The sequence below is a fragment of the Paenibacillus sp. Soil787 genome (assembly GCF_001429545.1).
Taxonomy (GTDB): Bacteria; Bacillota; Bacilli; order Paenibacillales; family NBRC-103111; genus Paenibacillus_E.
This window is the reverse complement of record NZ_LMSP01000046.1, coordinates 76,028-99,261: the sequence shown is the minus strand read 5'-3', so window position 1 is coordinate 99,261 and position 23,234 is coordinate 76,028. Positions and strand designations below refer to the sequence as shown.

General features: G+C 45.7%; 21 protein-coding genes. 9 read left to right on the top strand and 12 right to left on the bottom strand.

Features of this window, described 5'->3' with window-relative positions:
• Positions 1-62: 62 nt before the first annotated feature.
• The 3 genes from ASG93_RS30500 to ASG93_RS30490 form a co-directional block, all read right to left on the bottom strand.
• Positions 63-380, bottom strand: a complete 318-nt coding sequence (locus tag ASG93_RS30500; protein WP_056838370.1) for an MGMT family protein — start codon at positions 378-380, stop codon at positions 63-65.
• Positions 377-1,456, bottom strand: a complete 1,080-nt coding sequence (locus tag ASG93_RS30495; RefSeq protein WP_056838368.1) for a lactonase family protein — start codon at positions 1,454-1,456, stop codon at positions 377-379. The genes ASG93_RS30500 and ASG93_RS30495 overlap by 4 nt, the downstream gene beginning before the upstream one ends.
• 79 nt (positions 1,457-1,535) lie before the next feature.
• Positions 1,536-2,147, bottom strand: coding sequence for a TetR/AcrR family transcriptional regulator (locus ASG93_RS30490; protein WP_056838365.1), 612 nt, complete (start codon positions 2,145-2,147; stop codon positions 1,536-1,538).
• A gap of 148 nt (positions 2,148-2,295) precedes the next feature.
• On the opposite strand from ASG93_RS30490, the gene ASG93_RS30485 reads away from it, so the two are divergent.
• The 3 genes from ASG93_RS30485 (at position 2,296) to ASG93_RS30475 (ending at position 4,901) form a co-directional block, all read left to right on the top strand.
• Positions 2,296-3,186 carry an ATP-binding cassette domain-containing protein gene (locus ASG93_RS30485; protein ID WP_056838364.1) on the top strand — a complete coding sequence of 297 codons (891 nt, stop codon included), beginning with the start codon at positions 2,296-2,298 and terminating at the stop codon, positions 3,184-3,186.
• Complete coding sequence (locus ASG93_RS30480; RefSeq protein ID WP_056838362.1) at positions 3,183-3,995, top strand: ABC transporter permease subunit; 813 nt, start codon at positions 3,183-3,185, stop codon at positions 3,993-3,995. The genes ASG93_RS30485 and ASG93_RS30480 overlap by 4 nt, the downstream gene beginning before the upstream one ends.
• A 261-nt stretch (positions 3,996-4,256) precedes the next feature.
• The gene (locus ASG93_RS30475; protein ID WP_056838360.1) at positions 4,257-4,901 is read left to right on the top strand and encodes a hypothetical protein; all 645 of its coding nucleotides are present in this window, start codon (positions 4,257-4,259) and stop codon (positions 4,899-4,901) included.
• Positions 4,902-6,076: 1,175 nt separating this feature from the next.
• Here ASG93_RS30475 and pruA read toward each other — a convergent pair.
• Both pruA and ASG93_RS30465 read right to left on the bottom strand, forming a co-directional pair.
• Positions 6,077-7,645: an L-glutamate gamma-semialdehyde dehydrogenase gene (pruA, locus tag ASG93_RS30470; RefSeq protein WP_056838358.1), complete on the bottom strand. Its 1,569-nt coding sequence runs from the start codon at positions 7,643-7,645 to the stop codon at positions 6,077-6,079.
• 33 nt (positions 7,646-7,678) lie between these two features.
• Positions 7,679-8,593 carry a proline dehydrogenase family protein gene (locus ASG93_RS30465; RefSeq protein WP_056838355.1) on the bottom strand — a complete coding sequence of 305 codons (915 nt, stop codon included), beginning with the start codon at positions 8,591-8,593 and terminating at the stop codon, positions 7,679-7,681.
• 228 nt (positions 8,594-8,821) lie between these two features.
• Here ASG93_RS30465 and ASG93_RS30460 point away from each other — a divergent pair, with 228 nt between their 5' ends.
• Positions 8,822-10,540: a sigma-54 interaction domain-containing protein gene (locus ASG93_RS30460; RefSeq protein ID WP_056838354.1), complete on the top strand. Its 1,719-nt coding sequence runs from the start codon at positions 8,822-8,824 to the stop codon at positions 10,538-10,540.
• A gap of 211 nt (positions 10,541-10,751) precedes the next feature.
• Positions 10,752-11,951 (top strand): chromate efflux transporter, encoded by a 1,200-nt coding sequence (chrA, locus tag ASG93_RS30455; protein WP_235551019.1) that lies wholly within the window; start codon positions 10,752-10,754, stop codon positions 11,949-11,951.
• Here chrA and ASG93_RS30450 read toward each other — a convergent pair.
• The 3 genes from ASG93_RS30450 to ASG93_RS30440 all read right to left on the bottom strand — a co-directional run bounded on the left by ASG93_RS30450 (position 11,942) and on the right by ASG93_RS30440 (position 14,609).
• The gene (locus tag ASG93_RS30450; RefSeq protein WP_056838350.1) at positions 11,942-12,748 is read right to left on the bottom strand and encodes an MBL fold metallo-hydrolase; all 807 of its coding nucleotides are present in this window, start codon (positions 12,746-12,748) and stop codon (positions 11,942-11,944) included. The two genes, chrA and ASG93_RS30450, sit on opposite strands and share 10 nt — an antisense overlap.
• Positions 12,749-12,753: 5 nt before the next feature.
• Positions 12,754-13,656 (bottom strand): SMP-30/gluconolactonase/LRE family protein, encoded by a 903-nt coding sequence (locus tag ASG93_RS30445; RefSeq protein WP_056838348.1) that lies wholly within the window; start codon positions 13,654-13,656, stop codon positions 12,754-12,756.
• 125 nt (positions 13,657-13,781) lie between these two features.
• A complete protein-coding gene (locus tag ASG93_RS30440) occupies positions 13,782-14,609 on the bottom strand; it encodes a phytanoyl-CoA dioxygenase family protein (protein WP_056838346.1) in 828 nt (275 codons plus the stop codon).
• Between the two features lie 132 nt (positions 14,610-14,741).
• Here ASG93_RS30440 and ASG93_RS30435 point away from each other — a divergent pair, with 132 nt between their 5' ends.
• The 3 genes from ASG93_RS30435 to ASG93_RS30425 all read left to right on the top strand — a co-directional run bounded on the left by ASG93_RS30435 (position 14,742) and on the right by ASG93_RS30425 (position 17,614).
• Entirely contained in the window at positions 14,742-15,536 is a 795-nt protein-coding gene (locus tag ASG93_RS30435; RefSeq protein ID WP_056838343.1) for a helix-turn-helix transcriptional regulator, read from the top strand.
• Positions 15,537-15,633: 97 nt separating this feature from the next.
• A complete protein-coding gene (locus tag ASG93_RS30430; protein ID WP_056838341.1) occupies positions 15,634-16,785 on the top strand; it encodes an MFS transporter in 1,152 nt (383 codons plus the stop codon).
• A 49-nt stretch (positions 16,786-16,834) separates the two neighbouring features.
• On the top strand, positions 16,835-17,614 hold the full coding sequence (locus ASG93_RS30425; protein WP_056838340.1) for a 3'-5' exonuclease: 780 nt from the start codon (positions 16,835-16,837) through the stop codon (positions 17,612-17,614).
• A gap of 80 nt (positions 17,615-17,694) precedes the next feature.
• On the opposite strand, the gene ASG93_RS30420 is transcribed toward ASG93_RS30425, so the two are convergent.
• The 4 genes from ASG93_RS30420 to ASG93_RS30410 form a co-directional block, all read right to left on the bottom strand.
• The gene (locus ASG93_RS30420) at positions 17,695-18,066 is read right to left on the bottom strand and encodes an IDEAL domain-containing protein (protein WP_063891998.1); all 372 of its coding nucleotides are present in this window, start codon (positions 18,064-18,066) and stop codon (positions 17,695-17,697) included.
• 454 nt (positions 18,067-18,520) lie between these two features.
• Positions 18,521-18,670, bottom strand: coding sequence for a hypothetical protein (locus ASG93_RS36050; RefSeq protein ID WP_200984551.1), 150 nt, complete (start codon positions 18,668-18,670; stop codon positions 18,521-18,523).
• Positions 18,671-18,758: 88 nt separating this feature from the next.
• Positions 18,759-19,544 (bottom strand): SDR family oxidoreductase, encoded by a 786-nt coding sequence (locus ASG93_RS30415; RefSeq protein ID WP_056838671.1) that lies wholly within the window; start codon positions 19,542-19,544, stop codon positions 18,759-18,761.
• A 235-nt stretch (positions 19,545-19,779) separates the two neighbouring features.
• Positions 19,780-21,429 carry an immunoglobulin-like domain-containing protein gene (locus ASG93_RS30410; RefSeq protein ID WP_056838337.1) on the bottom strand — a complete coding sequence of 550 codons (1,650 nt, stop codon included), beginning with the start codon at positions 21,427-21,429 and terminating at the stop codon, positions 19,780-19,782.
• A gap of 234 nt (positions 21,430-21,663) precedes the next feature.
• On the opposite strand from ASG93_RS30410, the gene ASG93_RS30405 reads away from it, so the two are divergent.
• A complete protein-coding gene (locus tag ASG93_RS30405; RefSeq protein ID WP_056838335.1) occupies positions 21,664-23,223 on the top strand; it encodes a spore germination protein in 1,560 nt (519 codons plus the stop codon).
• Positions 23,224-23,234 lie beyond the last annotated feature (11 nt).

The window sequence follows — 23,234 nt, the reverse complement described above, 5'->3', positions numbered from 1 at the left end:
TCTAGCAAGCGAAAAAAGCCTCACTTCTTCCAGTTGCAAGAAGTGAGACTCCCTATATAGATTCATGCTTCCTCTTGCATTTGATACTGGTAATGCTCAAGGGAAATATACCGCTGATCGGTAATTATGACACCTTCAGCTTGCAGCAGAAAACTTTGCATATGAGATCCTTCGTCATCCATAATCGCTATCTCTCCCTTTGCGTTAATGACTCTGTGCCAAGGAAGGCGATGCTTCTTGCTCATTGCATGCAAAATTCGTACGACTTGACGAGCCGCCCTCGGGCTTCCAGCGAGCCTGGCGATCTGACCATAGGTCATGACTTTGCCCTCAGGGATACACCGAATGATATGAATAACTCGCTCCGTGAAGGGTGTCATTCTACACTAGCAAACTTGATGCATACAGGTTTAGACACATTTAGCACACTTCCGGTAGGAACCAGCTTCCCCGATTGAGTGTCCCGTGAGAACGATACAATATGATCCGAATCTTTGTTAGCTACTAGAACAAATTGTCCATCCGGTGATATTGCAAAATTACGCGGATGCTTCCCTAACGTAGGCGCGTGTTCCACGACTGTTAACTTACCAGTACCTGCATCGATGGCATACACAACAATACTGTCGTACCCGCGGTTAGATCCATATAGAAACTTTCCATCAGGTGAAACATGAATATCCGCGCAGGCATTTTCCCCATCATAAGACTCCGGGAGTGTGGAAATCGTCTGGATTTCCGTTAGCTCTCCTCGTTCTTCCTCATAGCTGAACGCCGTAACGGTGGAGCCAAGTTCATTAATCACATAACCAAAAGCATAGGACGGGTGGAAAGCAAAATGCCGCGGACCTGAACCGGGGGCTACTTTCACTTCATTATGAGGAATAAGCCTTTTTGAAGGGATATCCAGCTTGTACATCATGATCTTATCCAAACCTAGATCACAGACTCCCGCATAACGGTTTTCTCGATCTAAGAAAACCGAATGAGCACGAGGTCTATCCTGAACCGATAGGACGCTTGCGCCTTGATGCTGCTGGATATCAGCCGTTGTGCCTAAACGGCCATCCGCAAGTACAGGAGACAAGCCTACCATCCCCCCGTGATAACTGGCTACCATCACCACTTGGTTCGTATGGTCCAAAGTAATGTGGCACGTCGTCGCAGGCAGTGTGATCTCGTTATTCAGAAACGTTAATTCTCCTGTTGCTGAATTTATTTCAAAAGAACTTGCCGCTCCGCAGCGCTGTTCCTTCTCGTCAACACTCTCTGTCAAGGCATATAGTTTCCAATTTGTCGCATCTACAGTCAAGAACGTCGGGTTTTGCAAACCATTTACTTGATGGGTGACTTCCAAGCTTCCATTCTCTTCATTGTATCGGCAGGAGTATACCCCAGGATTATTCGAATCCGCATAAGAACCTATAAAAGCTAACGTTTTTTTCTTCTTTTCCAAAAATGCCACACTCCCATTCTTCTGTTATTACTATCAGCATTATCTCAAATCCACTTCTAAGGAGCAACAAAACTTAAACTTATGTAGGAACGATCGGTTGAGGCGTGCTGCCGATCCCATAGAAAAATAAATGCACCATTTCCTCGATCAAGGTGTCTATATTCCCATGTATTTCGGCATACTCCAGCACGGTGTCCGCCTGGCTCGTCAACATTTGCATATACATCATGATGGTGGAAGTAGAAAGCGCCCCGGTGATTTCCCCATTTTTCTTGCCGTCTTCAATGAGCTGGATTACAAGTGGAACACCCTTGGCCATATATTCCTCTTTGAGAAATTGCGCCATTTCTGGATCGTCGTTAAATATCTGCTTCATGACCTGAAGGCTGAACGTTCTGGACGATTTCTTCTTCTGGAAAACGATGTACTCGATCTTCTCCTTCAGAGAGTGATCGCCGGAGATAAACTCCCCAAATTCTTTCAACGCCGTCCGTGCGTAATCTTTGAACACTTCGCGCACCAAGGCCTCCTTGCTGCCGAAGTAATTGTAGATCGTTACCTGGGATACACCAGCCGCTTCGGCGATGTCGGTGATCCGCAGTTTTCTGGGATCGGACGTATTCAGCATATTCAAGGTCGCGTGCATGATTTTTTCTTTTTTTTGCTGGGCTCTTTTTTCGTAGCCGTTCAATTGGATCACCTGTTTTTTTGGAATAATGAAATTATAGCATAAATATATTTCAAAAGTATTGACGACGTGAACCTTCAGGAGTAACATTAGTTTTGAAATTAATCGCAATTAATATTTCATAACTTTTCATATTTGGAGGTGGCCGCGCATGTTGACTGTTCAGCAGCTGAGCAAAACATTCCCGAACGGAAAAGGGATTTTTGACGTTTCGTTTTCGGTCAAAAAAGGAGAGGTATTCGGATTTCTGGGTCCGAACGGGGCCGGCAAATCCACAACGATTCGGCATATTATGGGATTCATGAAACCGGAGAAAGGCTCAGTGAAGGTTGGCGGACTGGATACTTGGGCTAAACAGGGGTCCGTCCAGCGGTATATCGGTTATTTGCCCGGGGAGATCGCATTTATTGAAGGCATGACTGGGCGAACGTTTCTGGATTTTATGGCGGAAATGCAAGGGTCGAAGCATTCTGCGCGGCAGGAGGAGCTGATCGACCGCTTCCAGTTCGACGTCCGGACCCCTATCCGCAAAATGTCCAAAGGAATGAAGCAGAAGGTTGGCATCGTCGCCGCTTTCATGCATCAGCCGGAGGTAATCATCCTAGATGAACCGACTTCGGGACTCGACCCGCTCATGCAGAAGGTGTTTATCGACCTGGTGCTGGAGGAGAAAGCCCGGGGCACAACGTTCCTGATGTCGTCCCACAGCTTTCCCGAGATTGAGCGGACATGCGATCGCGCGGCCATTATTAAAGACGGAGTCATCCTCACCGTTAAAGATATCCACGAGCTGCAGTCGATGCAGCGGAAGTTATTCGAAGTGACGTTCGAGCGTGCGGAGGATGCAGAAGCATTCGTAAGGACTTCCGGCGTAACCGTTGAATCGCGCGAAGGCAAACGCGTACGGGTAGCTGTGCAGGGAGAATACGCTCGATTCCTCTCGGAGACCTCTAAGTATCCTATCCGAAACCTGGATGTATTCACGCAAAGTCTCGAAGATGTGTTCATGAACTATTACGACCGGAAGGGGACATTACAATGAATTCCGCTCTCTACAAACACATGATGAAGATTCATATCAAAGGGATGATGAACTATGCGTTCGGATCAGCCTTTTATATCCTGCTCATGTTCTGGCTGTTCCCGAGCTTCGCAGGAAATAATACGGCCCTAGACGAGTTGATCAAGTCCTTGCCGCCTGGCATGACCAATGCGTTCAACTTGGGCAGCGGGTTCGGCACCGTGGAGGCATTTATCTCTGGCGAATATTACGGACTGCTGCTCGTACTGATCATATCGATTTTTTGCATCATGTTCTCCACACATCTGATGGCGAAGCTGGTTGACCAAGGCTCCATGGCGTATTTGCTCGCGACTCCAACCACTCGCGGGAGAGTGGCGATGACGCAAGCACTCGTTTTTGTAACTGGACTTCTGTCCATCATGGTGGTTACGACATTATGCGGGTTTGCGGGATATGCCCTGTTTATCGGTGATTTGAGCGACTTTCATGGAGCGGCATACCTACGTATGAACCTTGCGGCATTACTGCTGTTCTTCGCGGTCGGCGGAATCGCCTTTCTCGTCTCTTCTTTAGCCAACGACGAGAAGAAGGCGCTCGGGCTATCGGCCGTGCTTACCTTCGGGTTTTTCAGTCTGGATTTTATCGGCAAACTAAGCGAAAAGATTAACTGGATGCGCAACCTGTCTTACTTCTCGTTATATGATCCGAGCGGCATTATCGGTGGACAGACGGAAACCGGGCTTGCCTGGTCGGTATTGATTGTGATTGGGCTCGTGACCTTTACGGCGGGAATCGCGTTGTTCCGCAAACGTGATTTGCCTTTGTGAGATGAGCAAACTCACTTCCGCGATCTTCTTCCATTTCGATGATAACGACTCCCTACACAAAAATGTTAATTCGAGAATTCTTCCCTCTCCAAGATGGGGTGGCACAACGTTATCATTTTCCTCTATACTAAAGTTATTCAATCAAGCTGGTCGTGAAGCACACGCCGCTTTCATCTATGCTCGTAAGGAGTCAACTCCTAGCGACAAGATGAAAGCGGCGTTTTGTTTTAGCCAACACTCGCTAAGAAAGTAGGAATAACGATGAAATTTGAGCAAGCATTCGAAGCCTTCATGAATTTGCAGATATCAACAGAGGCGAATGGACGCAGACGGGAAAAGTTAGAGCGAGGGCTCGGACATGGAGAATTGGAATTTCTGCGCTGTGTGTGGTATCCGGTTATTGGACATTTTGACCATCTTTACCCTGAATGGGAGGTGCGTGACTTCGCGAACGGCTACCGCTATTTGGACTTCGCTTACATGCCAGGTGATGCTAAGGGTGTGATTGAGATCCAAGGCTACAGCTCCCATGCCCGCGATCTTGAGCTTGGGAGATTCAAAGACCTCTGTTTGCGGCATTGCCACCTTGCGTTGGATGGATGGCTGGTTATGCCTATCGCCTACCCATCTATTGTCGAATCACCAAAGCAGTGTCAGCAGCTTATTCTTTCTATTGTAGGGAAATTCATATCTTCAACTGCACCAGAGCCACTCTCTTGGCTTGAAAGCGAAACAATCCGATTCGCGCGCAGATTATTGCGCCCATTCTCCCCATCGGACCTTTCCGCTCATCTCCAAGTAAGCACAAGACACGCCAGAACGATCTTGCACCTCTTATGCGAAAAGCAGCTATTAACCGTAACGCGTGGGCAAGAGCGGGCTCGTATGTACCGGCTTAATCTGTAATGTGACGAAAACTGGATCGTTTGGACAATGGGTACAAAATCGTAAGGCCGACTTTATTTCCCCTCCGAGAGTAGCATTTCAAAAGAGGCATATTAGCGAATCGACGTTCCCTCTACACAGCAAAAGTTAGTTATATTGCAAAATAGCGAATCGTAGTTCCCTCTCGCTTTTCGTCGTGGATATGCACGTCATCAATACAATTGAAAGGGAACATCAGTGCGCTATTTATGCTAGATTAGCCTGTTTAGCTGCCTAGACGGAACTACAATCACTTATTTCCCCTCCAAGAGCAGCATTTCAGCCAAAAGAGGCATATTAGCGAATCGACGTTCCCTCTGCTCACCAAAAAGGCAGCAATATTGATGAATAGCGAATCGTAGTTCCCTCTCGCTTTTCGTCGTGGATATGCACGTCATCAATACAATTGAAAGGGAACATCAGTGCGCTATTTATGCTAAATTAGCCTGTTTAGCCGCCTAGACGGAACTACAATCACTTATTTCCCCTCCAAGAGCAGCATTTCAGCCAAAAGAGGCATATTAGCGAATCGACGTTCCCTCTACTCACGAAAATGCAGTTATATTGCAAAATAGCGAATCGTAGTTCCCTCTCGCTTTTCGTCGAGGATATGCAAGTCATCGATCCTGCTGAAAGGGAACGTCCGTGCGCTATTTAAGCTAAATTAGCCTGTTTAGCTGCCTAGACGGAACTACAATCACTTATTTCCCCTCCAAGAGCAGCATTTTCAGCCAAAGAGGCATATTAGCGAATCGACGTTCCCTCTACACAGCAAAAGTTAGTTATATTGCAAAATAGCGAATCGTAGTTCCTTTTCGCTCCTCAGCAAGCGATTCTTGAGACGAATTATTGCTCCCTTCTCCTCTAGACGACCGATCCAACAGACGAATTATGCTCCCTTCTCCTCTAGACGACCGATCCAACAGACGAATTATGCTCCCTTCTCCTCTAGACACCGATCCAACAGACGAATTACTGCTCCCTTCTCCTCTAGACGACCGATCCAACAGACAAATTAATGCTCGCTTCTCTTCGAGACGATGATTCTCTCATCCAAGCCTAGCAGCATTCTAGTCCCCTGGCGTTGCTTACTTCGGCTAGCGTTCCAAACAAAAAAAAGAAGGCCAGACTCATCGTCCGCCCCCTTCTTCTATTGCTTATACTTTGCGTGATGTCAGCTTCGCTTGTGTGAGAAGCATGAGGTAGTCGTAACCGCCTGCTTTGGAATCCGTTCCCGACATATTGAAGCCGCCGAAAGGATGTACACCCACTAATGCGCCTGTGCATTTGCGATTAATGTACAAGTTGCCGCAGTGAACCGTGTCTAACGCCTCAGTAATCCGCTCCTCATTGGTGGAGTAGTAGGAGCCAGTCAAACCAAATTCCGTATCATTGTACATCGCGATGGCTTCTTTCCAATCCTTCGCTTTGGCGATGGCCAAGACTGGTCCGAAAATCTCTTCCTGCATAACGCGCGCTTTGCCGCTTACATCACCGAACACAGTTGGCTGAATGTAATAGCCGTTACCTTTGGTTTTGCCGCCACCCGCTAGCAGTGTTCCTTCGGTTTTACCAATTTCAATGTACTCTAAAATCCTGTCATAGGAGGTTTTATCAATGACCGGACCTGCTGCGAAATTGTGCTCAGGCAGGCCGCTTTGCAGCTGATTGGTCAGAGCAACTACTTTGTCTACAACTACGTCGTAAACAGATTCAACAATGATAGCACGTGAGCCAGCTGAGCATTTCTGCCCTTGGAAGCCGAAAGCGGAAGCCACAATCGCAGCGGCAGCCGCGTCGAGATCCGCCGTTTCGTCCACGACAATACCATCTTTGCCGCCCATTTCTGCAATTACACGCTTAATCCAAATTTGACCGGGCGCCACGTCTGCGGCCAACTTGTTGATGCGTAAGCCGATCTCTTTGGAGCCGGTAAAGCTAATGAAACGAGTCTTCGGATGAGTCGTCAAGTAGTCTCCTACTTCCGCACCGCTTCCTGGAATGAAATTAATTACACCAGCAGGAAGTCCAACTTCCTCCATAAGGGCCACGAATTTGTGAGCAATAACAGGTGTTGTTGAAGCTGGTTTCAACAACACGGTATTACCAGAAACAACCGCTGCAATCGTCATACCTACACAAATAGCTAGTGGAAAATTCCATGGCGGGATAATAACGCCGACGCCTAGTGGGATATAACTAATTTGGTTATTCTCACCGGGAATTTTGGCTAGTGGCTGGGTCTCGTTGATTTGGCTCAAACGAATCATTTCGCGCGCATAGAACTCGATGAAATCAATCGCTTCTGCGGTATCTACATCCGCTTCTACGTAGTTTTTGCCTGATTCCAAAATCATCAACGCTGAGAATTCATGCTTACGATCACGCATTAGCGCAGCAGCTTTAAATAAATATTCCGCACGCTCTCTTGCCGGAACCTTCTTCCAAGTTTCGAAAGTTTCGAGGGCAACGTTCATCGCTTTTTCAGCAAGTTCCTTGTCTGCTTTGCTTACGTATCCTATGATTTCATCTACATTCCCCGGGTTAATCGATGTGATTTTAGCCTCTGTTACTACTTTCTCAGTACCGATATATAGCGGGTATTCGCGCCCCAACTCACTTTTCACTTTGGCAATCGCAGCTTGCATCGCCTTCATATTTTCCTCTAGACCGAAATTAGTAAATGGCTCATTTGCATACGGACTAACCATCGTAAATGTATTCATAGTATTTCTCCTCTCAAATTGGAAACTTGGGTGTTATTTAAACATATTTTTCAGAACAAACCAGACATTCGCTGGGCGCTCTGCTAACCTTCTCATGAAATATCCGAACCAATCTACACCATAAGGGACATAGATACGAACCCGATATCCTTCTTTCACTAATTGCTTTTGCAAATCTTCACAAATCCCATAAAGCATCTGGAATTCAAACTGATCTATAGAAATAAGATTTGACCTTGCAAATTCTTTCGTAAAATGAATGATCGCCTCGTCATGGCTCGCAATAGCTGTATAATGACCGTTCAACAGATGTTTTTGAATGATTTTTTTATAATTTTCATCAACCGCGCTTTTTTCTGGAAAAGCAACTTCCGGAGATTCCTTATAAGCACCTTTCACAAGGCGCAGATTGGCTCCGAGTGCATGTAAATCATCAATATCTTGCATGGTGCGGAACAAATAAGCTTGAATGACGATTCCTACGTTGTCATATTCTTGTCGAAGCTCTCTGTAGATATCAAGGGAGATTTGACAATGCGCATAATCTTCCATATCTATGCGCACGAAATTTCCATGCTGACGCGCGCAATCAAGAATACGTTTCATGTTGTTTACACAGAGCTCTCTGCTGATATCCAGCCCCAGTGAAGTCATTTTAAGCGAAAGATTGGATTTGACGCCTGAACTGGCAATCGCATCTAGTGTTTGAATACACATGGCTGCTGACTCCAACGCCTCTTCTTCACTAAAGACGAACTCACCCAAATGGTCCAGGGTCGCTACGAGGCCATCTTGATTGAGTCCGCGCACAGCTTCGATGGATTGCTGGATGGTTTCTCCTGCTACGAAACGCGCTGCACCAAAGCGTAAACCATACTTTTTGGCTAATCGATTCGCTGTGCGGCTTTTACCTAAAGATTGAAACATATTTTTCATGATGAGTTCCATCTGCTATTCCTCCAAAGGAATTATACAATAGTGTTCAAATTTATAAATTTATTATACAACTTAATTTTAAATTTGAACACTATTTGTTTATGTGTGTATTATTCTTTTTTTTGAACAAATTTTAGTTCTTTCCCTTTATCATACTCACTATCTTGGCTTCCTGTGTTGAATCCCCCCCTGCTTTCATGGTAAATTTAAACCAAATAAATGGTACAAATGAGGTCAATTATGTTCATTACTGAACACTTTCCGTTGAACAACCCTATGATCACACTCCCTGTTGAAACAACACTCGAAGAGCTTTCTTCCTATTTAAACAGAGGAACGGCAGTTATCGCCCATTGGCACGACGAAATATGTTTATTTACTCCGGAAGATACAGGCCTCATGACGGCCTTTTCCGCTAAGAACATCCAAGAATTGGTAGAAAGCAGCAAATACTTTGTATCCGCGATTATTCCTGTAGACGAAAACACTCCTTTGCCGCTTGTGCCTCAACGAACAAATCGACCGGTACTTATCAAAGCTAAGGATGGAACCATCGCGGGATACTCCGTTTTATCCACGTATCTCAATATCGCCATTTCCGAGCTGCAAAAGTGGTCTGCCTATTTCAATGCACTCGCGAATACCGTAACTGATGCTGTTACAGTCGTTGATCGAGCCGGCGCTGTGATTTGTTGGAATTCCGTCGCTGAGGAGCTCTATCATCTTCCGGCAGCAGATATTTTAGGTAAACGCATTGGCGAACATTTTGATATCGAAACACTGATGGTCTTGAAAATTTTGGACGAAGGCCGGATGATTCGTAATACCTACCACCGTCCGCGGCCGGACACCCATGTCCTTATTAATGCGTCACCGATCAGGAATGCTCAGGGGCATATCATCGGAGGTATTGCGACCGAGCAGGATATTACACAGTTGGTAAGATTGAACGAACAATTAACAACAGTCGATTCCTTCGGCCTACCACATAAAGATCAGGCGGAAGATCTTTTCACCTTAATCAAAGGAAAAGGACCTGCGATCGGCAAAGTCATCCAATGGGCCAAGAAGGTGGCAGCAACAGAAACACCAGTCCTCCTGATTGGAGAATCGGGTGTTGGCAAAGAGCAGCTTGCTCATATTATTCATCAATCGAGTTCAAGAGCCGAGCAGCCTTTCTTGACCATCAATTGCGGCATCGTTCCCGCAGGGTTATTGGAGGCCGAATTATTTGGCTATCAAGGGGGCGCCTTCACGGGAAGTGATAGTGGACAAGCTGGGAAGCTGGAGCTAGCCAAAGACGGCACTTTGTTTATTAATGAAATCGAGAAGCTTCCATTAGAGCTTCAAGCTAAGCTTTACCATTACATCACACAGCAAACGATCGTTCGCTCAGGAGGAAGTCAACCTATCAGCGTGCGTACCCGAATTATTATCGCAACTACACAAGATTTAGCCAGCAAGCTAGCCAATCAAGAATTCCGCTCGGATCTGTACTATGCGCTCAATGTGATTTCCATTCGGATTCCGCCTTTACGGGATAGAACTGAAGATATTCCAGCGATGGTCCACATGTATCTCAAGCAGTTTTCACTGCAATACCAGAAACCGGTTCCAACGCTTTCTCCAGAGGTCATCTTGGCATTGACCAATTACGCATGGCCAGGAAACATCCAAGAATTGAAAAATGTCATCGAGAGGTGCATCATTCTTAATGATGAAGACCTGATTACCTTGGAACATTTGCCAGTCGCCTTACAGGAGCAGCAACCAAGATTTACTTCTTCAGAAGCAGATGCGGCGATTTTATTAAAAGCGAAGGTGTCCGATGAGGAAGAAATACATCTGATTGAAGATGCTTTAGCCAAAACGGCAGGCAATAAAAGCGCGGCAGCCAAACTGCTCGGCATCTCCCGCGGTACCCTTTACAACAAGATGAAGGAGTATCAGCTGGAGTGAGATGATTTTGATGGACTCCCGCTTATTCAAGAGCACTAAAAAGGATCATGATTTCTACCCAAGTAGAGTTCAAGATCCTTTTATATGTGTTGGAGTAATCGGATGGTCCTCATTACTGTATTATTTGTGTTAATCGGTAGAATCGCGTTGCATTTTCCGCTACACTTATATGACTTAGATGTTCATCAAACGTCATTGGGGAGGAACTAGGTTGGACACCGCTGCAAAAACACAGCAAAGTAAAGGAAGAGCATTGCTTGAAGTATTTCTCGTATCAACAAAATTAGGATTGACATCCTTCGGTGGACCCATTGCTCATCTGGGTTATTTTCACAACGAGTATATCCAGAAACGTAAATGGATGGATGAGAAAAGTTACGCCGATCTCGTTGCTTTATGCCAGTTTCTCCCTGGCCCCGCCAGCAGTCAAGTAGGCGTTGGTATCGGTACAATCCGGGCCGGGTTATTGGGAGGCGCAGCTGCTTGGCTAGGATTTACGTTACCTTCTATAATCCTCTTACTCCTCTTTTCCCTACTGATGAAAGCCATGGATGTTAGCAGCACCGGCTGGATTCACGGCCTCAAAATCGTCGCCGTAGCCATCGTCGCACAAGCTGTTCTCAGCATGGGAAAAAAGTTAGCATCAGATAAAAGCACTGCCTCCATAGCTATTGCGGCAGCTTCGGTAACCTTGCTATGGCAAACCGTCTATAGCCAAGTTGTTATTATAATACTCGCCGGACTCATCGGACTATTAGCCTTCAAAAGCGTTTCGAGCCCAAAAAACAGTTCCATTCGAGTGCATGTTCATCGGTCTGTTGCGATCTTTTGCTTGGTCTTGTATGCGCTGCTGCTCCTGCTTCTACCAATTATAAACGGTATATGGCACTCGCAGCTCTACTCCCTTTTCGACTCGTTTTATCGAGTAGGTTCCTTGGTCTTCGGCGGCGGCCATGTCATTCTTCCCCTTTTGGAACGCGAAGTTGTCCCGCAAGGTTGGGTAAGTAAAGAAGCCTTTCTGGCTGGATATGGTGCTACGCAGGCAGTTCCCGGTCCGCTTTTTACATTTGGCACGTATTTGGGCGCTATGTTTGCCGGATTCAGAGGGGCTCTCGTGGGAACAGTGGCCATTTTCCTGCCTGCTTATCTCTTGATTATAGGAGCATTACCTTTTTGGAATTCATTACGAACAAATGTCAAAATTCAAAGTGCTTTCGTAGGCATTAATGCGGCCGTTGTCGGAATCCTGCTCGCGGCCCTTTATAACCCGTTATGGACAACAGCTATTATTCGTCCTTATGATTTTGCATTGGTTATCGTGTTGTTTGGCTTGCTGGTGTTCTGGAAATTACCACCTTGGTGCATCGTCCTCTTAGGGGCTGTTGTTGGTGAAGCTTTGTATTATTTGTAAAAAACCAGTATTTCACCCGGTTGAAAAATATGAAACCTCTGTCCTGGATGCTTCTGAAATAAACGGTCAACGAAGGGAGCGATCCCTTCACTATTGTTGTCATACATATCGAAGTGCACAGGCACAACGATGCCGAATTCCAGGTGAGCCGCTAGGTCTGCCGCTTCCAGAGCGTTCATGTTGCCGACGACACCGAGGCGATTACGGAAAATGTCCCTTCCATTAATCGGCAGAAAACCTACATCGATAGTGAAGCCGGACAGCGCCTCCACTAACTCCTCGGTCAGAAGCGTATCCCCTGCATGATAAATGCACAAGCCATCCCATTGTAAGACGTAGCCTAAGTAGTGATCCCAGCCTTCACTATCTCGTACCCGCTCCTCGTGCCAAGCCGGAATAGGGTGAATAATCAGATCAGCGCCGTATGGAAATTCCTCCTCGGTCCCAAGTGCATGCAAACGCTCTGCTGAAATGCCGATCGCCATAAGCCCAGGCAAGCACGACTTAGGAGCGCCAAACTGACAGTTGGGAGATGCCACAGCGATTGCCCGCAGCGTATCTGGATCCATGTGGTCCAAATGCTCATGCGTACAAAGCACAAGATCCAAATCCGTTAGTGTCTCCGGCTTCACAGGAGGAGCATACCTCCGCTTCCAAAAACCCTCTGGAAACCCAGAAAGCTGATCAACGGAATCCGTCAAATAAGGATCGATAGCGATTGCGATATCGTTTTTACGCAGAATAACGCCGACCTGACCAATATACTGAATCTTTAAATGTCTGTTCTCATGTGACATAGAACCTACCCTTTCCGTTCCTCATGCTGTACTCCGAATGAATGCGTCTTCGTACCTTTTACACCTGGCTTTACCGCAAAAATCCCTCCAGCATGTGGCTGATCCCCCGCTTGCCCCTCCTGAATACCCTTTCGGGCTGTCGTAACATACAAGGTGTCTAGCTCGTCTCCCCCGAAAACACAAGAGGTTACTTTAGCTGCGGGAATGGCAATGCTGTCTATCTTTTGACCTGTTTTGGGATTCCAACGGGAAACCTGCCAGCCATCCCAATGGGCGATCCATAGCATCCCTTCTTCATCGATCGTCATCCCGTCAGGGAAACCTTGTTCATTTTGAAAATCGATCAGTGTTCTCGGGTTGCTAACTTCCCCTTTATCCGCCTCATACTCAAAAGCAAGCACTAGCCTTTTCATCGAATCGATATAGTACATTTCTTTCTCGTCTAGGCTCCAAGCGATCCCGTTGGAAACGCCTACTCCCTCGTAAACCTTGCGATAACTATGATCCGTTTCTAGCACATAGAGTGAGCCTGTTGGCTCTTTTTCAATAATCTCCATGGTGCCCGCCCAGAATCGTCCGTTAGCATCACATTTTCCATCGTTAAATCGATTTCCCGGTAAATGTGATTCCGGATCAACAAGAGGCGTAAGCTTACGCTGCTGCATCTGGTACGTTTGGAATCCAGATTGTGTCGCTAACACAACCTCATTCTCACCGGCGCAGACCACAGCACCGACATATTCCCCAATGGAAAAGTCTTCGTTTAGCCTAGTTTCAGGATCAAATCTTCCAAATTTCTTTCCAATAATATCAACCCAATACAACAAACGCTGTTCCGCATTCCAGCACGGTCCTTCAGCCAGTGTGGCTTTGGCATCAAGTACAAGTCGCACGATTGGTGATCCCATTATGCATCAACTCCTCTCTCTAATTGTAAACCGTCCTCATAGAGATTGGAAGATGCAGGAAGTCGCTATCGAGTTCTCATCTTCTTTGTATGTCTTAAAATGTCCTGACCTTATGCTAGTTTGAATCAACACTCAGCCCCGCTCATTTCATTGGTGAAGAAACGTTTATACTCTTTTGGGGTCAGTTTAGAAGCAGACGCTCCAACATAATGAAACTGCAGCGCGCGCCGTTTCTTCGGAGATAGATTATAAGGTGTCCCATGCTTAAGTAAACCGTGGAACAAAAGGATTCCGCCTGGCAATAAGGGTACTGCTACATCCTTCTCAACAGCTACATGCGAATCACAAATTTGCCAATCCCGAATGGCATAATGCGGCGTTGCGCCATCCGCGTGCGAACCGGGAATAACATGCATGCAGCCATTATCCAGCGCAGCTTCATCCAAAGCAATCCATACGCCTACCACTGCTTTCTCATAGGCAAGGTTTCCGTATGCCATGTCTTGATGCCACGGCTTTTCACCCCCTCCGTGTGGAGGCTTGAGTAAGGCCATATCCTGGACAAGACGCGGCTCCTCGCCAAGTATATCTCGCACTGCCCCAAGTATAGCAGGATGATAGGCTATCCGTTTGAACCGTTCTTCCACTCGGGCGAACTCGCTGACTTTACGAACGGCTAGTTCACGTTCTTCTTCCGTTTTCAATTCCTTGCTTGGTTTCGTGAACTGAATTTGGGCTCCTTTGTCATCTACAAAAATAATCTCATACAAGGCCCTCTTCGCATCCTCGATTTCTTTTTCATTGAGCACATGCTCTAACGCCGCATAGCCGTCTTTCCGATATTGCTGGAGCTGTTCCTGACCCCAGTTTTCGAAGCCATTCCATTTATTCGCAATGCGGTCATACCGGTAAAGCTGTGCCGAGATTTCTTCAGCAGAACTTATTTCTGACATTTGGGATAACCCCTTCCACTTTAAATTATTTGTTTACTCCTATCTTTATTATAGGAACGGAAGGTAGTAAACTAAATGCATTAAAACACATCATTGTTTGCACTATTTTACATAAATCGGAGGAAATCTTTCATGTCTGTTTTCACATCTCAGGAGCTCGTCCTAGACGGTTATTTCGGCAAAGTCATCTGTGAACCTAACTGGAAATGGAGCCGTGAACATGAGCCATTCGATGATTACGACTTCTGGTATGTATGGGACGGCGAAGGCGAGGTCAGCCTGAATCGTGCTCATTACCATGTCCGCAAAGGGGATTGTTTTCTCTTTCGTCCAGGAGATTTAACGAGTGCCAAGCATAACCCGGAGCGCCCTCTTACGGTTACCTATATCCACTTCAACACGAAAGGTACGGTATTTCCCGTAGTATCTCTTCCTTCATTCGTCCACTTTGACCCCTCGGAATTTCATGAGCCCTACTTAGACCGTTTCGTTCATGTTCGGTTGACTGGCGGATATGGACACGACGAGGAAGCCACGATGCTGCTTCGTTTGTTATTGCTCATGTTTGAACGCCAAATCCCAGGAAACCAAGCGCAAGGTGATCCTGCTCACCGTTCTATGAATCGGGTGATTATGGACATCGCGGCCCATATCATACAAGATCCGGGGCGCCAACACAGCATCCATGACTTAGCCAAACAAGCGCACCTTTCACCACGCTACTTTTCACTTAAATTCAAAAAAATCATGGGCCAAACGATTGAGTCCTATATCATTAAGAAGAGAATTGAACGTGCCACGTATCTTCTTAGACTTGGAATGAATGTTGGGGAAGTTTCAGAAGCGCTAGGCTATCGGAGCATTTATTTCTTTAGTCGACAGTTCAAAAAGGTAACCGGGACGAATCCCTCAGAGGTACGTCTCTGAAAAAATCGCCTTATTTACTTGGGATTCTTACCATGACATGTTAGAATGTAGTTTTACAACAGCATGAGCTAATTTATCTGGGAAGGTTAAGGTCATCATGAATTCTTCAAATTTATTGCGTTCGTTTAACTTTTTGTATTTTGCACTTCTGGCTATGTTTGTTTCATTTCTTCCCGTCTATTTGGATGCGCAAGGGCTTCCAGCAACGAAGATTGGTCTCATTATTGGAACGGGAGGCTTCATTGCCATCTTCTCGCAACCTTTATGGGGGATGATCAGTGATCGGACGAAGACCATTAAAAAGGTTATGTTACTCCTCTTAGGAAGTTCAACCATTGTGGGGTACTTGTTATACGCCTCATCCAGCTTTATTGTGCTTCTACTTTTTACGATGCTGATGTATTTTTTCTTAATGCCTCTCGATCCCCTGACAGAAAGTCTAAATTTCCAAACAGCGGAGGCTAACGGGGTAAGCTACGGTTCCATCCGAACATTCGGAGCTGTCGGTTATGCGGTTATGTCCTTGGTTGTTGGTTATGCCACACAATATTTCGGAATTAATAGTTTGGCGTTCTTGTTCGCTGGTATAGGCATTATTAGCATTCTAATCTGCTTGCCATTGCCTGATGCGCCTGTAACAGGGAAACCGATTTCTTTAAAAAGTCTGCGAAAATTTCTAGGAAATAAGGAAACCATATGGTTTATGTTGCTTATTTTTATTGTTGCCGTGCCGCAGCGGATCAACGATACATTTCTTGGCGTCTATATTCGAAAATTAGGCGGAACCCCAGACATGGTCGGTTTGGCCTGGTTTCTAGCAGCAGGAAGCGAAATTCTCGTATTCGCTCTAAGCTTTTGGTGGCTTCGCAAAGGAAAAGAATTAGCGATCATTTCTTTTACCGCCGTGTTTTATTTTATTCGCTTTTTCCTATCCGCGTGGGTGACTGATCCTCATATTCTCGTGTATATTCAGCTGCTGCAAACCTTCACATTCCCGATATTTTATTCAGCTGCAATCCAATATCTATACCGTATTGTTCCTGAAGAATGGCGTGCAACGGGACAGACTGTGCTTGCGATCCTTTTCTTTGGCGTATCGGGGATCGTCGCTTCCTATTTGGGTGGTTGGTTCTACGAAAGCTTTGGAGGGAAACAATTATATCTATGGATTTCAGGAATGTCCTTTGCAGGTCTACTGTTTAGTTTCGTTCTAAATGCGGTCTATGGAAAACGGAAGCTGGTATCCTAGGCATTTTCTGATAGAATGGAAACACAGAGAAGGAAGCGGGGGCTACATCATGGACTACATTATTTTGGACATTGAATTCAACGGTCGCAAGTTTGCGAGTGATTTACCAATGGAGGTTATTGAGATTGGAGCAGTCCGATTAGATTCCTCCCTACGAGCTATTGATGAGTTTTCATCTTTAGTCAAACCTGTTTATTTTTCCAAATTAAATGGATTTATCAAGAAAAAAACGGGCATTCCCCAAGAAGATATCGATCAAGCCTACGGCTTTCGTAAAGTCATTACGGATTTCGTGGACTGGCTAAATAAAAGTGAGGCTTTCCTGCTAGTCACCTGGGGTGGCGAGGATTTGAAACGCATCGTATATGATACGCGGATGCATAAGTTAGATGATGCATACTGGATGGCGGCGAGCTATTTTGATCTATTGAAAGGGTTTATCCGTTATAAAAATGTCACAAATGATGTCAGTGTCGAGGCTGCTTTACTCGATCTTAATATTGCTGCTGAAGGCTCCGCTCACAGGGCTTTAGACGACGCGCGTATGACAGCTGAGGTATTTCGCGCTATTTTTACAGAGTTAGATTTCGATCGCAAACAGCAGTATATCGACGTGTACACTAACGCCAAGGAACGAAGGTTGGTTAAGACCGCTATTCGAGCCATGACATCTCAAAAGGTAACCCCAACGTGGGAACTGCTCGTTGAACATTATTTCGCTGACAAAGTGACACTTGCTGATCCTAGAAAAGTCGCAGAACTACAGACTCTTTTTACCGCGGAACTCACGAAAGTACAACAAGTCTCCAACAAGGCACCTATACAGTAAGCGGGAAAACTAAAAAGCCAATCCATCAGACAACATGCAGGACATGTTTCTTGGATTGGCTTTTTCTTTTATACGACCCATTAAAACTGATCAACACCTAAGCGGTTATGATAGTAGGACGGAAATACATCACGCTCACCGCGTTTTGCGCCATTATTTTGAATAGCAAATAGTTTCGCAGACAATTCATTGAACCATTGCTCATCTCGCGTTGTTAGCGCCACATCAATCAAGCTCTTTACTTGATCTTCTATATCAAACTCGCTTACCGGTAATTTCTTAACGTCTTGACTGCTTACTTCCATTATTCTTCCGATGGCAGTTTCACGATCCGATGCAATAACGTGCACCCGAGCAATGCCTTGCAGCACATCTATAGACTCAATATAACCATGCAGCATTTCATCTTCATTTGTAGTTGCCACAACCCAATCACTGATTACAAAGTTCATGATTATCACCGCCATTAACTTATTTTTTGTAAGGACTTTATACTGTAATTATAAATATTACAGTATGGTTTGTCAAGACCCACAAATCCCTCTTTCGAAGGCTAATGGCAGTGATTGCAAAAGCGAATATGGATGTATCCATCTTTAATGCCAACGAATAAATCCCTGTTAAACGAAGCATATTAGCTTATACAATTGAAAGGGTGAGAAGCATAGATAACTTGACCAATAACAGAGACACAAAATTTGAATCTACGGTTGATGCTGAAGGTAAATTAGATGATTCCAACGAAGACGGGCCAGATGATACGCTTATCAGAAGCTCTGAGCATACAAGTCCTGAAACATGTCGAGCAGGTTTTGACGATTAATAGGTAGAGAAATGAAATAAGCGCATGTTGGTTACAGGAAAGTCCCCTGAGTCAACATACGCTTCTCAACTTTTTATAAGTGACTATTCATCATTTTTCTTGTTATCTTTCTCTACATCTTCGATAGTATATTTCATGCCTCCAGTACGAGCATGATCCAAGACGACATTGACCTCCTTGGATTGTCCGCTTTTCGGATCGTATGAAGTGACCGTTTCTTTTTGCTCATCCATGGTTTCTTTCACCTCCGAATATAGACTGCTCAATTTCTTGGAAAATCATTCGTAACCTACTACCAGCAAGTCTGTTTGCAGGCTATCGTTAAAGCAGCGATTCAGCGCCGTCGATGAACAGCTCCGTGCCGGTGATATGGCTCGAAGCTTCAGAAGCTAGGAATGCTACCAGATTAGCCACCTGCTCTGGTTGTCCTGGCGCGTGTTCCAACGGTTGGCTGCCTTGCGGATATTTGACTGGGATTTTGATTTTCTCGAGCTCCGGCGTCGGCTTCGTATTTTCACCAATGTTAGTCTTGATAGACCCGGGACAGATAGCGTTGACGCGTATTTTGTAGCGGGCCAGCTCCAATGCGGCCATCTTGGCGAATGCCACTTGTCCTGCCTTAGAAGTACTATAGGCTGTCATCCCAAATCCAGAGAAGGAGCGGCTGCCATTAATGGAGCTAGTGATGACGATGCTCCCGCCGTTCTCTTTCATATGCGGAATCGCATGTTTGACGCACAGGAATGTGCCCTTCAGATTGACGGACAGCGTACGATCCCAATCCTCTGGCTTCATATCTTCGATCGGCGCCAACACCCCGTTGATGCCTGCATTAGCAAAGACGACGTCTAGTCGTCCCCATGTTTTTACCGTCTGCTCGAACGCCCGCGCAACACGGTCGGGATCAGCGACGTCGACATCAACCGTGATCGCCTGACCGCCTGCTGCTAGAATGTCCCGCTTCGTCTGCTCTAGCCGTTCGTCCTTCAAATCCACAAGGCAAACCTTCATCCCTTGCTGTGCAAGCATCTCGGCGGCAGCCTGACCAATTCCCGATCCCGCTCCAGTGATCAATGCGACCTTATCCTTCAAATCCGGCAGTCCCATGCGCGGTTTTTGTATCGTTTGCACGCTAATGAGCTATCACTCCTAACCCAAATAAATGAGGATTGAAAAACAATCCATACTTGGTTTGCCCGATTGGGGTGAAAAATATGTGATTTATTGAAAAGTGGCTTATTCCCAAACCCGAAATATCCCTAACTAGTCTACTAAAAGTCCCCACCTTGGAAGATGGGGACTCATTGTTACTATATTTTCTTTTTTGAGTTTTAAAAGTAATTTAAGGAAGCTGCTTCACCGTCAAAACAAATGCTTTCGTTTCGGCATATCCGCCGCTCGTAATAACAGCCGTCATGATAACCGCGGTTTCTCCGCTGGTAGCTGCCGGTCGAGTGACGACACCGCTATTAGAGATAACTGCCGTATTGCTCGAGACCCAAATGACATTGGAACCATTCGGCCCGCTTACAGGCAGGCCAATATTGTTCTTTACACTGGATGCAGAATCGGAAGTTCCGAAAGTGATGGCCAGCGCCGCCTTATCTGCAGTTACGCGCTGCGCGTCCGTCAATTGCTGCTTTACCGTCACTGTAAAGACCTTAGTGTCGGAATAGCCCCCGGCTGAGATGATTGCACTAAGAACTACCGTTATATCCCCTTGTCCGGCAGCTGGGCGATTTACCGTTTTGCCGTCGTTAGAAATAACGGATGGATTGCCCGAATACCAGATGAGGGATGATCCGTTGACGCCCACAGCCGGCAGTGTTAATGCTTGAGTGACACTGGATAACGTATCTGTCCCTCCATAAACGATGGCCAAGGCCGCTTTATCTGCAGCAACTCGCTGCAAGTCCGTCAATTGCTGTTTTACCGTCAAAGTAAAGGTTTTGACATCCGATGAGCTGCCCTTCGTTATAATCGCCGTTAGTACCACCGATGCGTCCCCATTGCCAGCGGAAGGCCGCTGCACGGTTTTACCGTCATTCGAAATGACGGATGCATTGCTAGATACCCAAGTGATCGTGGAACCATTTGTCCCGCTAAGCGGCAATGTTAACGGTTGTGTTACACTGCTTGTTGTATCTGTTCCACCGAATGTTATAGTAAGCAGCGCTTTATCAGCAGCTACTTTCTGAGCATCGGTCAACACTGACTTAACTGTCAACGAGAAAGATTTGGTTTCCGAAACACTGCCATAGGTTATGGTAGCTGTGAAAGTCACTATGGCATCTCCTTGTGCTGCTGTTGGACGGTTTACCGTTTTGCCGTCATTCGAAATAATCGCAGCATTGCTGGATACCCAAGTAATCGTGGAACCATTTGTTCCGCTAAGCGGCAAGGCTAACGGTTGAGTAACAGCGCTAGCCGTATCCGTCCCACTGAAAGTAATTGCCAATGCTGCTTTATCTGCAGCAACTCTTTGGGTTTCCGAGTTCTGCTGCTTAACTGTTAGGGTAAACGTTTTGGTTTGTGATACGTCACCGTAATTGACAATGGCTGTAAGTGTTACCACAACATCCCCCTGCCCTGCAGAAGGTCGAATTACGGTTTGTCCGTCATTGGAAATAACCGAAGGCGTACTCGATTCCCAAGTGATCGTGGAACCATGAGTTCCTGCAAGCGGCAGTGCCATAGCCTGAGTGACTTGATTTTTCGAGTCAGTACCACCGAATGTAATCTCCAATTCTTTCAAGTCCGCGGCAACTCGCTGCTCTATCGTCCACTTATTCTGATCATGCTTTCCTTGCTTCCGCTCCATTGCTCTGCGTATAGCTTCACGGGCTGTTTCATTCTTTTTCCCTCGTTCAAGTGCATTTTCTAAGCCAGTTTTCTTCTCCGCATGTTTGTTCGGGTGCTCATCATTAGCGAATGCCGCTCCCGTTACCATCAGGCTTAGGATAGCTGTGCAAAATAAGACTTTTGACTTCATTCAGTTGCTCCTCCTCACATTCTTTCTTTCCCTAATATACTTTCGTGCAATTTACAATTTTTAGGGGGTTTAGAAATAAGGATTTTAGATGGCCTACATCACTCGGCTGAGAATGTGGATTCATTCAATTTGTTTTGGGAAACGCGAGCAAAAGAGCTTCGGTACGCATACCTCATGAAAATTCAGGAAATGATGTTGATATAACAACATCCTAGAACTTGGAGAAAAAACCATATGTTCGCTCACTGGCTGCGCTCCAAAAAGAATCCAACCGCTCCTTCGCAGAACACAATCATAGAACCTACGTCATCCATGCCTTTATTCTCAACCATTCAAGAAAACGTTGATTACGTTCGACAAAGTCTCGGAAACAGCACGGATATTATTATTCGAGAATTTACCTATAATGCCATTACAGAAGGGCTAGCCCTCTTTTATACAGATGGACTAGTTGATGCGAAAGTCGTCAATGATTTCATGATGAGATCTTTGATGTCAGATACCACGGAAATTGATCCCGAGCAAGACCCCTTTGATGTATTAACCATGCATACACTGACGATTGGTGAAATTCAGAAGGTATCGGATATGAAAGGAATGCTCCATCATATTCTATCGGGCGATTCAGTCATATTGATGAACGGCTATAACACCGGGCTGGCAGCCGGTACCAAAGGGTGGAAAGACCGTGGCGTTACTGAGACGAATGTAGAAACCGTTGTGCGCGGGCCGCGGGAAGCTTTCTCCGAATCCATTCGAACGAATACCGCTTTGATTCGAAGAAAGATCAAAGATCCGAATTTATGGATGGAAACCTTCCAGGTAGGCCAGGTTACCCAAACGGACGTTGTTCTGATGTATGTAAAAGGCATTGCTCTAGATTCACTAATTCTGGAGGCTCGCAATCGATTGACTCAGATAAACATTGATGGGATTTTCGAAAGCAGTAATATTGAGGAACTCATTCAGGATGAAGTGATAACTCCATTCCCAACCGTGTATAACTCAGAACGTCCAGACGTCGTCGCATTTGAATTGATTCATGGCAAAATTGCCATTCTTGTAGATGGAACCCCCTTCGTGCTGATTGCACCTGCCTTGTTTGAAACTTTCCTCAAATCATCCGAGGACTATTATCATCGGGTAGATATAAGCACATTAGTAAGGATCCTTCGTTATGCTGGATTTCTCATTGCCTTATTAGCCCCATCGTTTTACGTGGCAATAACAACGTTCCATCAAGAAATGCTGCCAACTCAACTTCTCATAAGCCTCGCTGCACAAAGAGAAGGTATTCCATTTCCGGCGTTCATTGAAGCGGTATTGATGGAGATTACATTTGAGATTTTACGGGAAGCAGCGCTACGTATGCCGCGTAGCATAGGTTCTGCCTTATCTTTTGTTGGAACACTCGTCATTGGGCAAGCAGCGGTCGAAGCCGGTATCGTTTCGGCAGCCATGGTTATCGTTGTTTCCATTACGGCGATTTCCAGCTTTGTTTCCCCTTCTTATGATTTATCAAACGCCATTCGTATCCTACGGTTTCCTCTGATGGCTTTGGCCGCTTCATTCGGATTTTTCGGCATACTCGCAGGCTTACTTGGACTTATTCTGCATTTGAATAGTTTGCAATCGTTCGGTGTGCCTTATTTAAGCCCTTTTGCTCCGCTTGAATTGGACAAACAAAAGGATGCCTTGTTTCGATTTCCTTTTCAATCGTTATTTTCACGAGTTCGTGTCGTTAATGCGAGTAACGTAGTCAAGAAAGCGAATAGAAAGCCCTTCAAACCTTAGAAGGAGGAAAG

Bases quoted from the DNA above. Each gene is read 5' to 3' on its own strand.
- ASG93_RS30465 (WP_056838355.1), bottom strand. From the start codon at position 8,593: ATGGAACTCATCATGAAAAATATGTTTCAATCTTTAGGTAAAAGCCGC.
- pruA (WP_056838358.1), bottom strand. From the start codon at position 7,645: ATGAATACATTTACGATGGTTAGTCCGTATGCAAATGAGCCATTTACT.
- ASG93_RS30475 (WP_056838360.1), top strand. From the start codon at position 4,257: ATGAAATTTGAGCAAGCATTCGAAGCCTTCATGAATTTGCAGATATCA.
- ASG93_RS30445 (WP_056838348.1), bottom strand. From the start codon at position 13,656: ATGGGATCACCAATCGTGCGACTTGTACTTGATGCCAAAGCCACACTG.
- ASG93_RS36050 (WP_200984551.1), bottom strand. From the start codon at position 18,670: ATGGATGAGCAAAAAGAAACGGTCACTTCATACGATCCGAAAAGCGGA.
- ASG93_RS30440 (WP_056838346.1), bottom strand. From the start codon at position 14,609: ATGTCAGAAATAAGTTCTGCTGAAGAAATCTCGGCACAGCTTTACCGG.
- ASG93_RS30460 (WP_056838354.1), top strand. From the start codon at position 8,822: ATGTTCATTACTGAACACTTTCCGTTGAACAACCCTATGATCACACTC.
- ASG93_RS30450 (WP_056838350.1), bottom strand. From the start codon at position 12,748: ATGTCACATGAGAACAGACATTTAAAGATTCAGTATATTGGTCAGGTC.
- ASG93_RS30410 (WP_056838337.1), bottom strand. From the start codon at position 21,429: ATGAAGTCAAAAGTCTTATTTTGCACAGCTATCCTAAGCCTGATGGTA.
- ASG93_RS30425 (WP_056838340.1), top strand. From the start codon at position 16,835: ATGGACTACATTATTTTGGACATTGAATTCAACGGTCGCAAGTTTGCG.
- ASG93_RS30480 (WP_056838362.1), top strand. From the start codon at position 3,183: ATGAATTCCGCTCTCTACAAACACATGATGAAGATTCATATCAAAGGG.
- ASG93_RS30405 (WP_056838335.1), top strand. From the start codon at position 21,664: ATGTTCGCTCACTGGCTGCGCTCCAAAAAGAATCCAACCGCTCCTTCG.
- ASG93_RS30435 (WP_056838343.1), top strand. From the start codon at position 14,742: ATGTCTGTTTTCACATCTCAGGAGCTCGTCCTAGACGGTTATTTCGGC.
- ASG93_RS30430 (WP_056838341.1), top strand. From the start codon at position 15,634: ATGAATTCTTCAAATTTATTGCGTTCGTTTAACTTTTTGTATTTTGCA.
- ASG93_RS30415 (WP_056838671.1), bottom strand. From the start codon at position 19,544: ATGGGACTGCCGGATTTGAAGGATAAGGTCGCATTGATCACTGGAGCG.
- ASG93_RS30485 (WP_056838364.1), top strand. From the start codon at position 2,296: ATGTTGACTGTTCAGCAGCTGAGCAAAACATTCCCGAACGGAAAAGGG.
- ASG93_RS30500 (WP_056838370.1), bottom strand. From the start codon at position 380: ATGACACCCTTCACGGAGCGAGTTATTCATATCATTCGGTGTATCCCT.
- ASG93_RS30420 (WP_063891998.1), bottom strand. From the start codon at position 18,066: ATGAACTTTGTAATCAGTGATTGGGTTGTGGCAACTACAAATGAAGAT.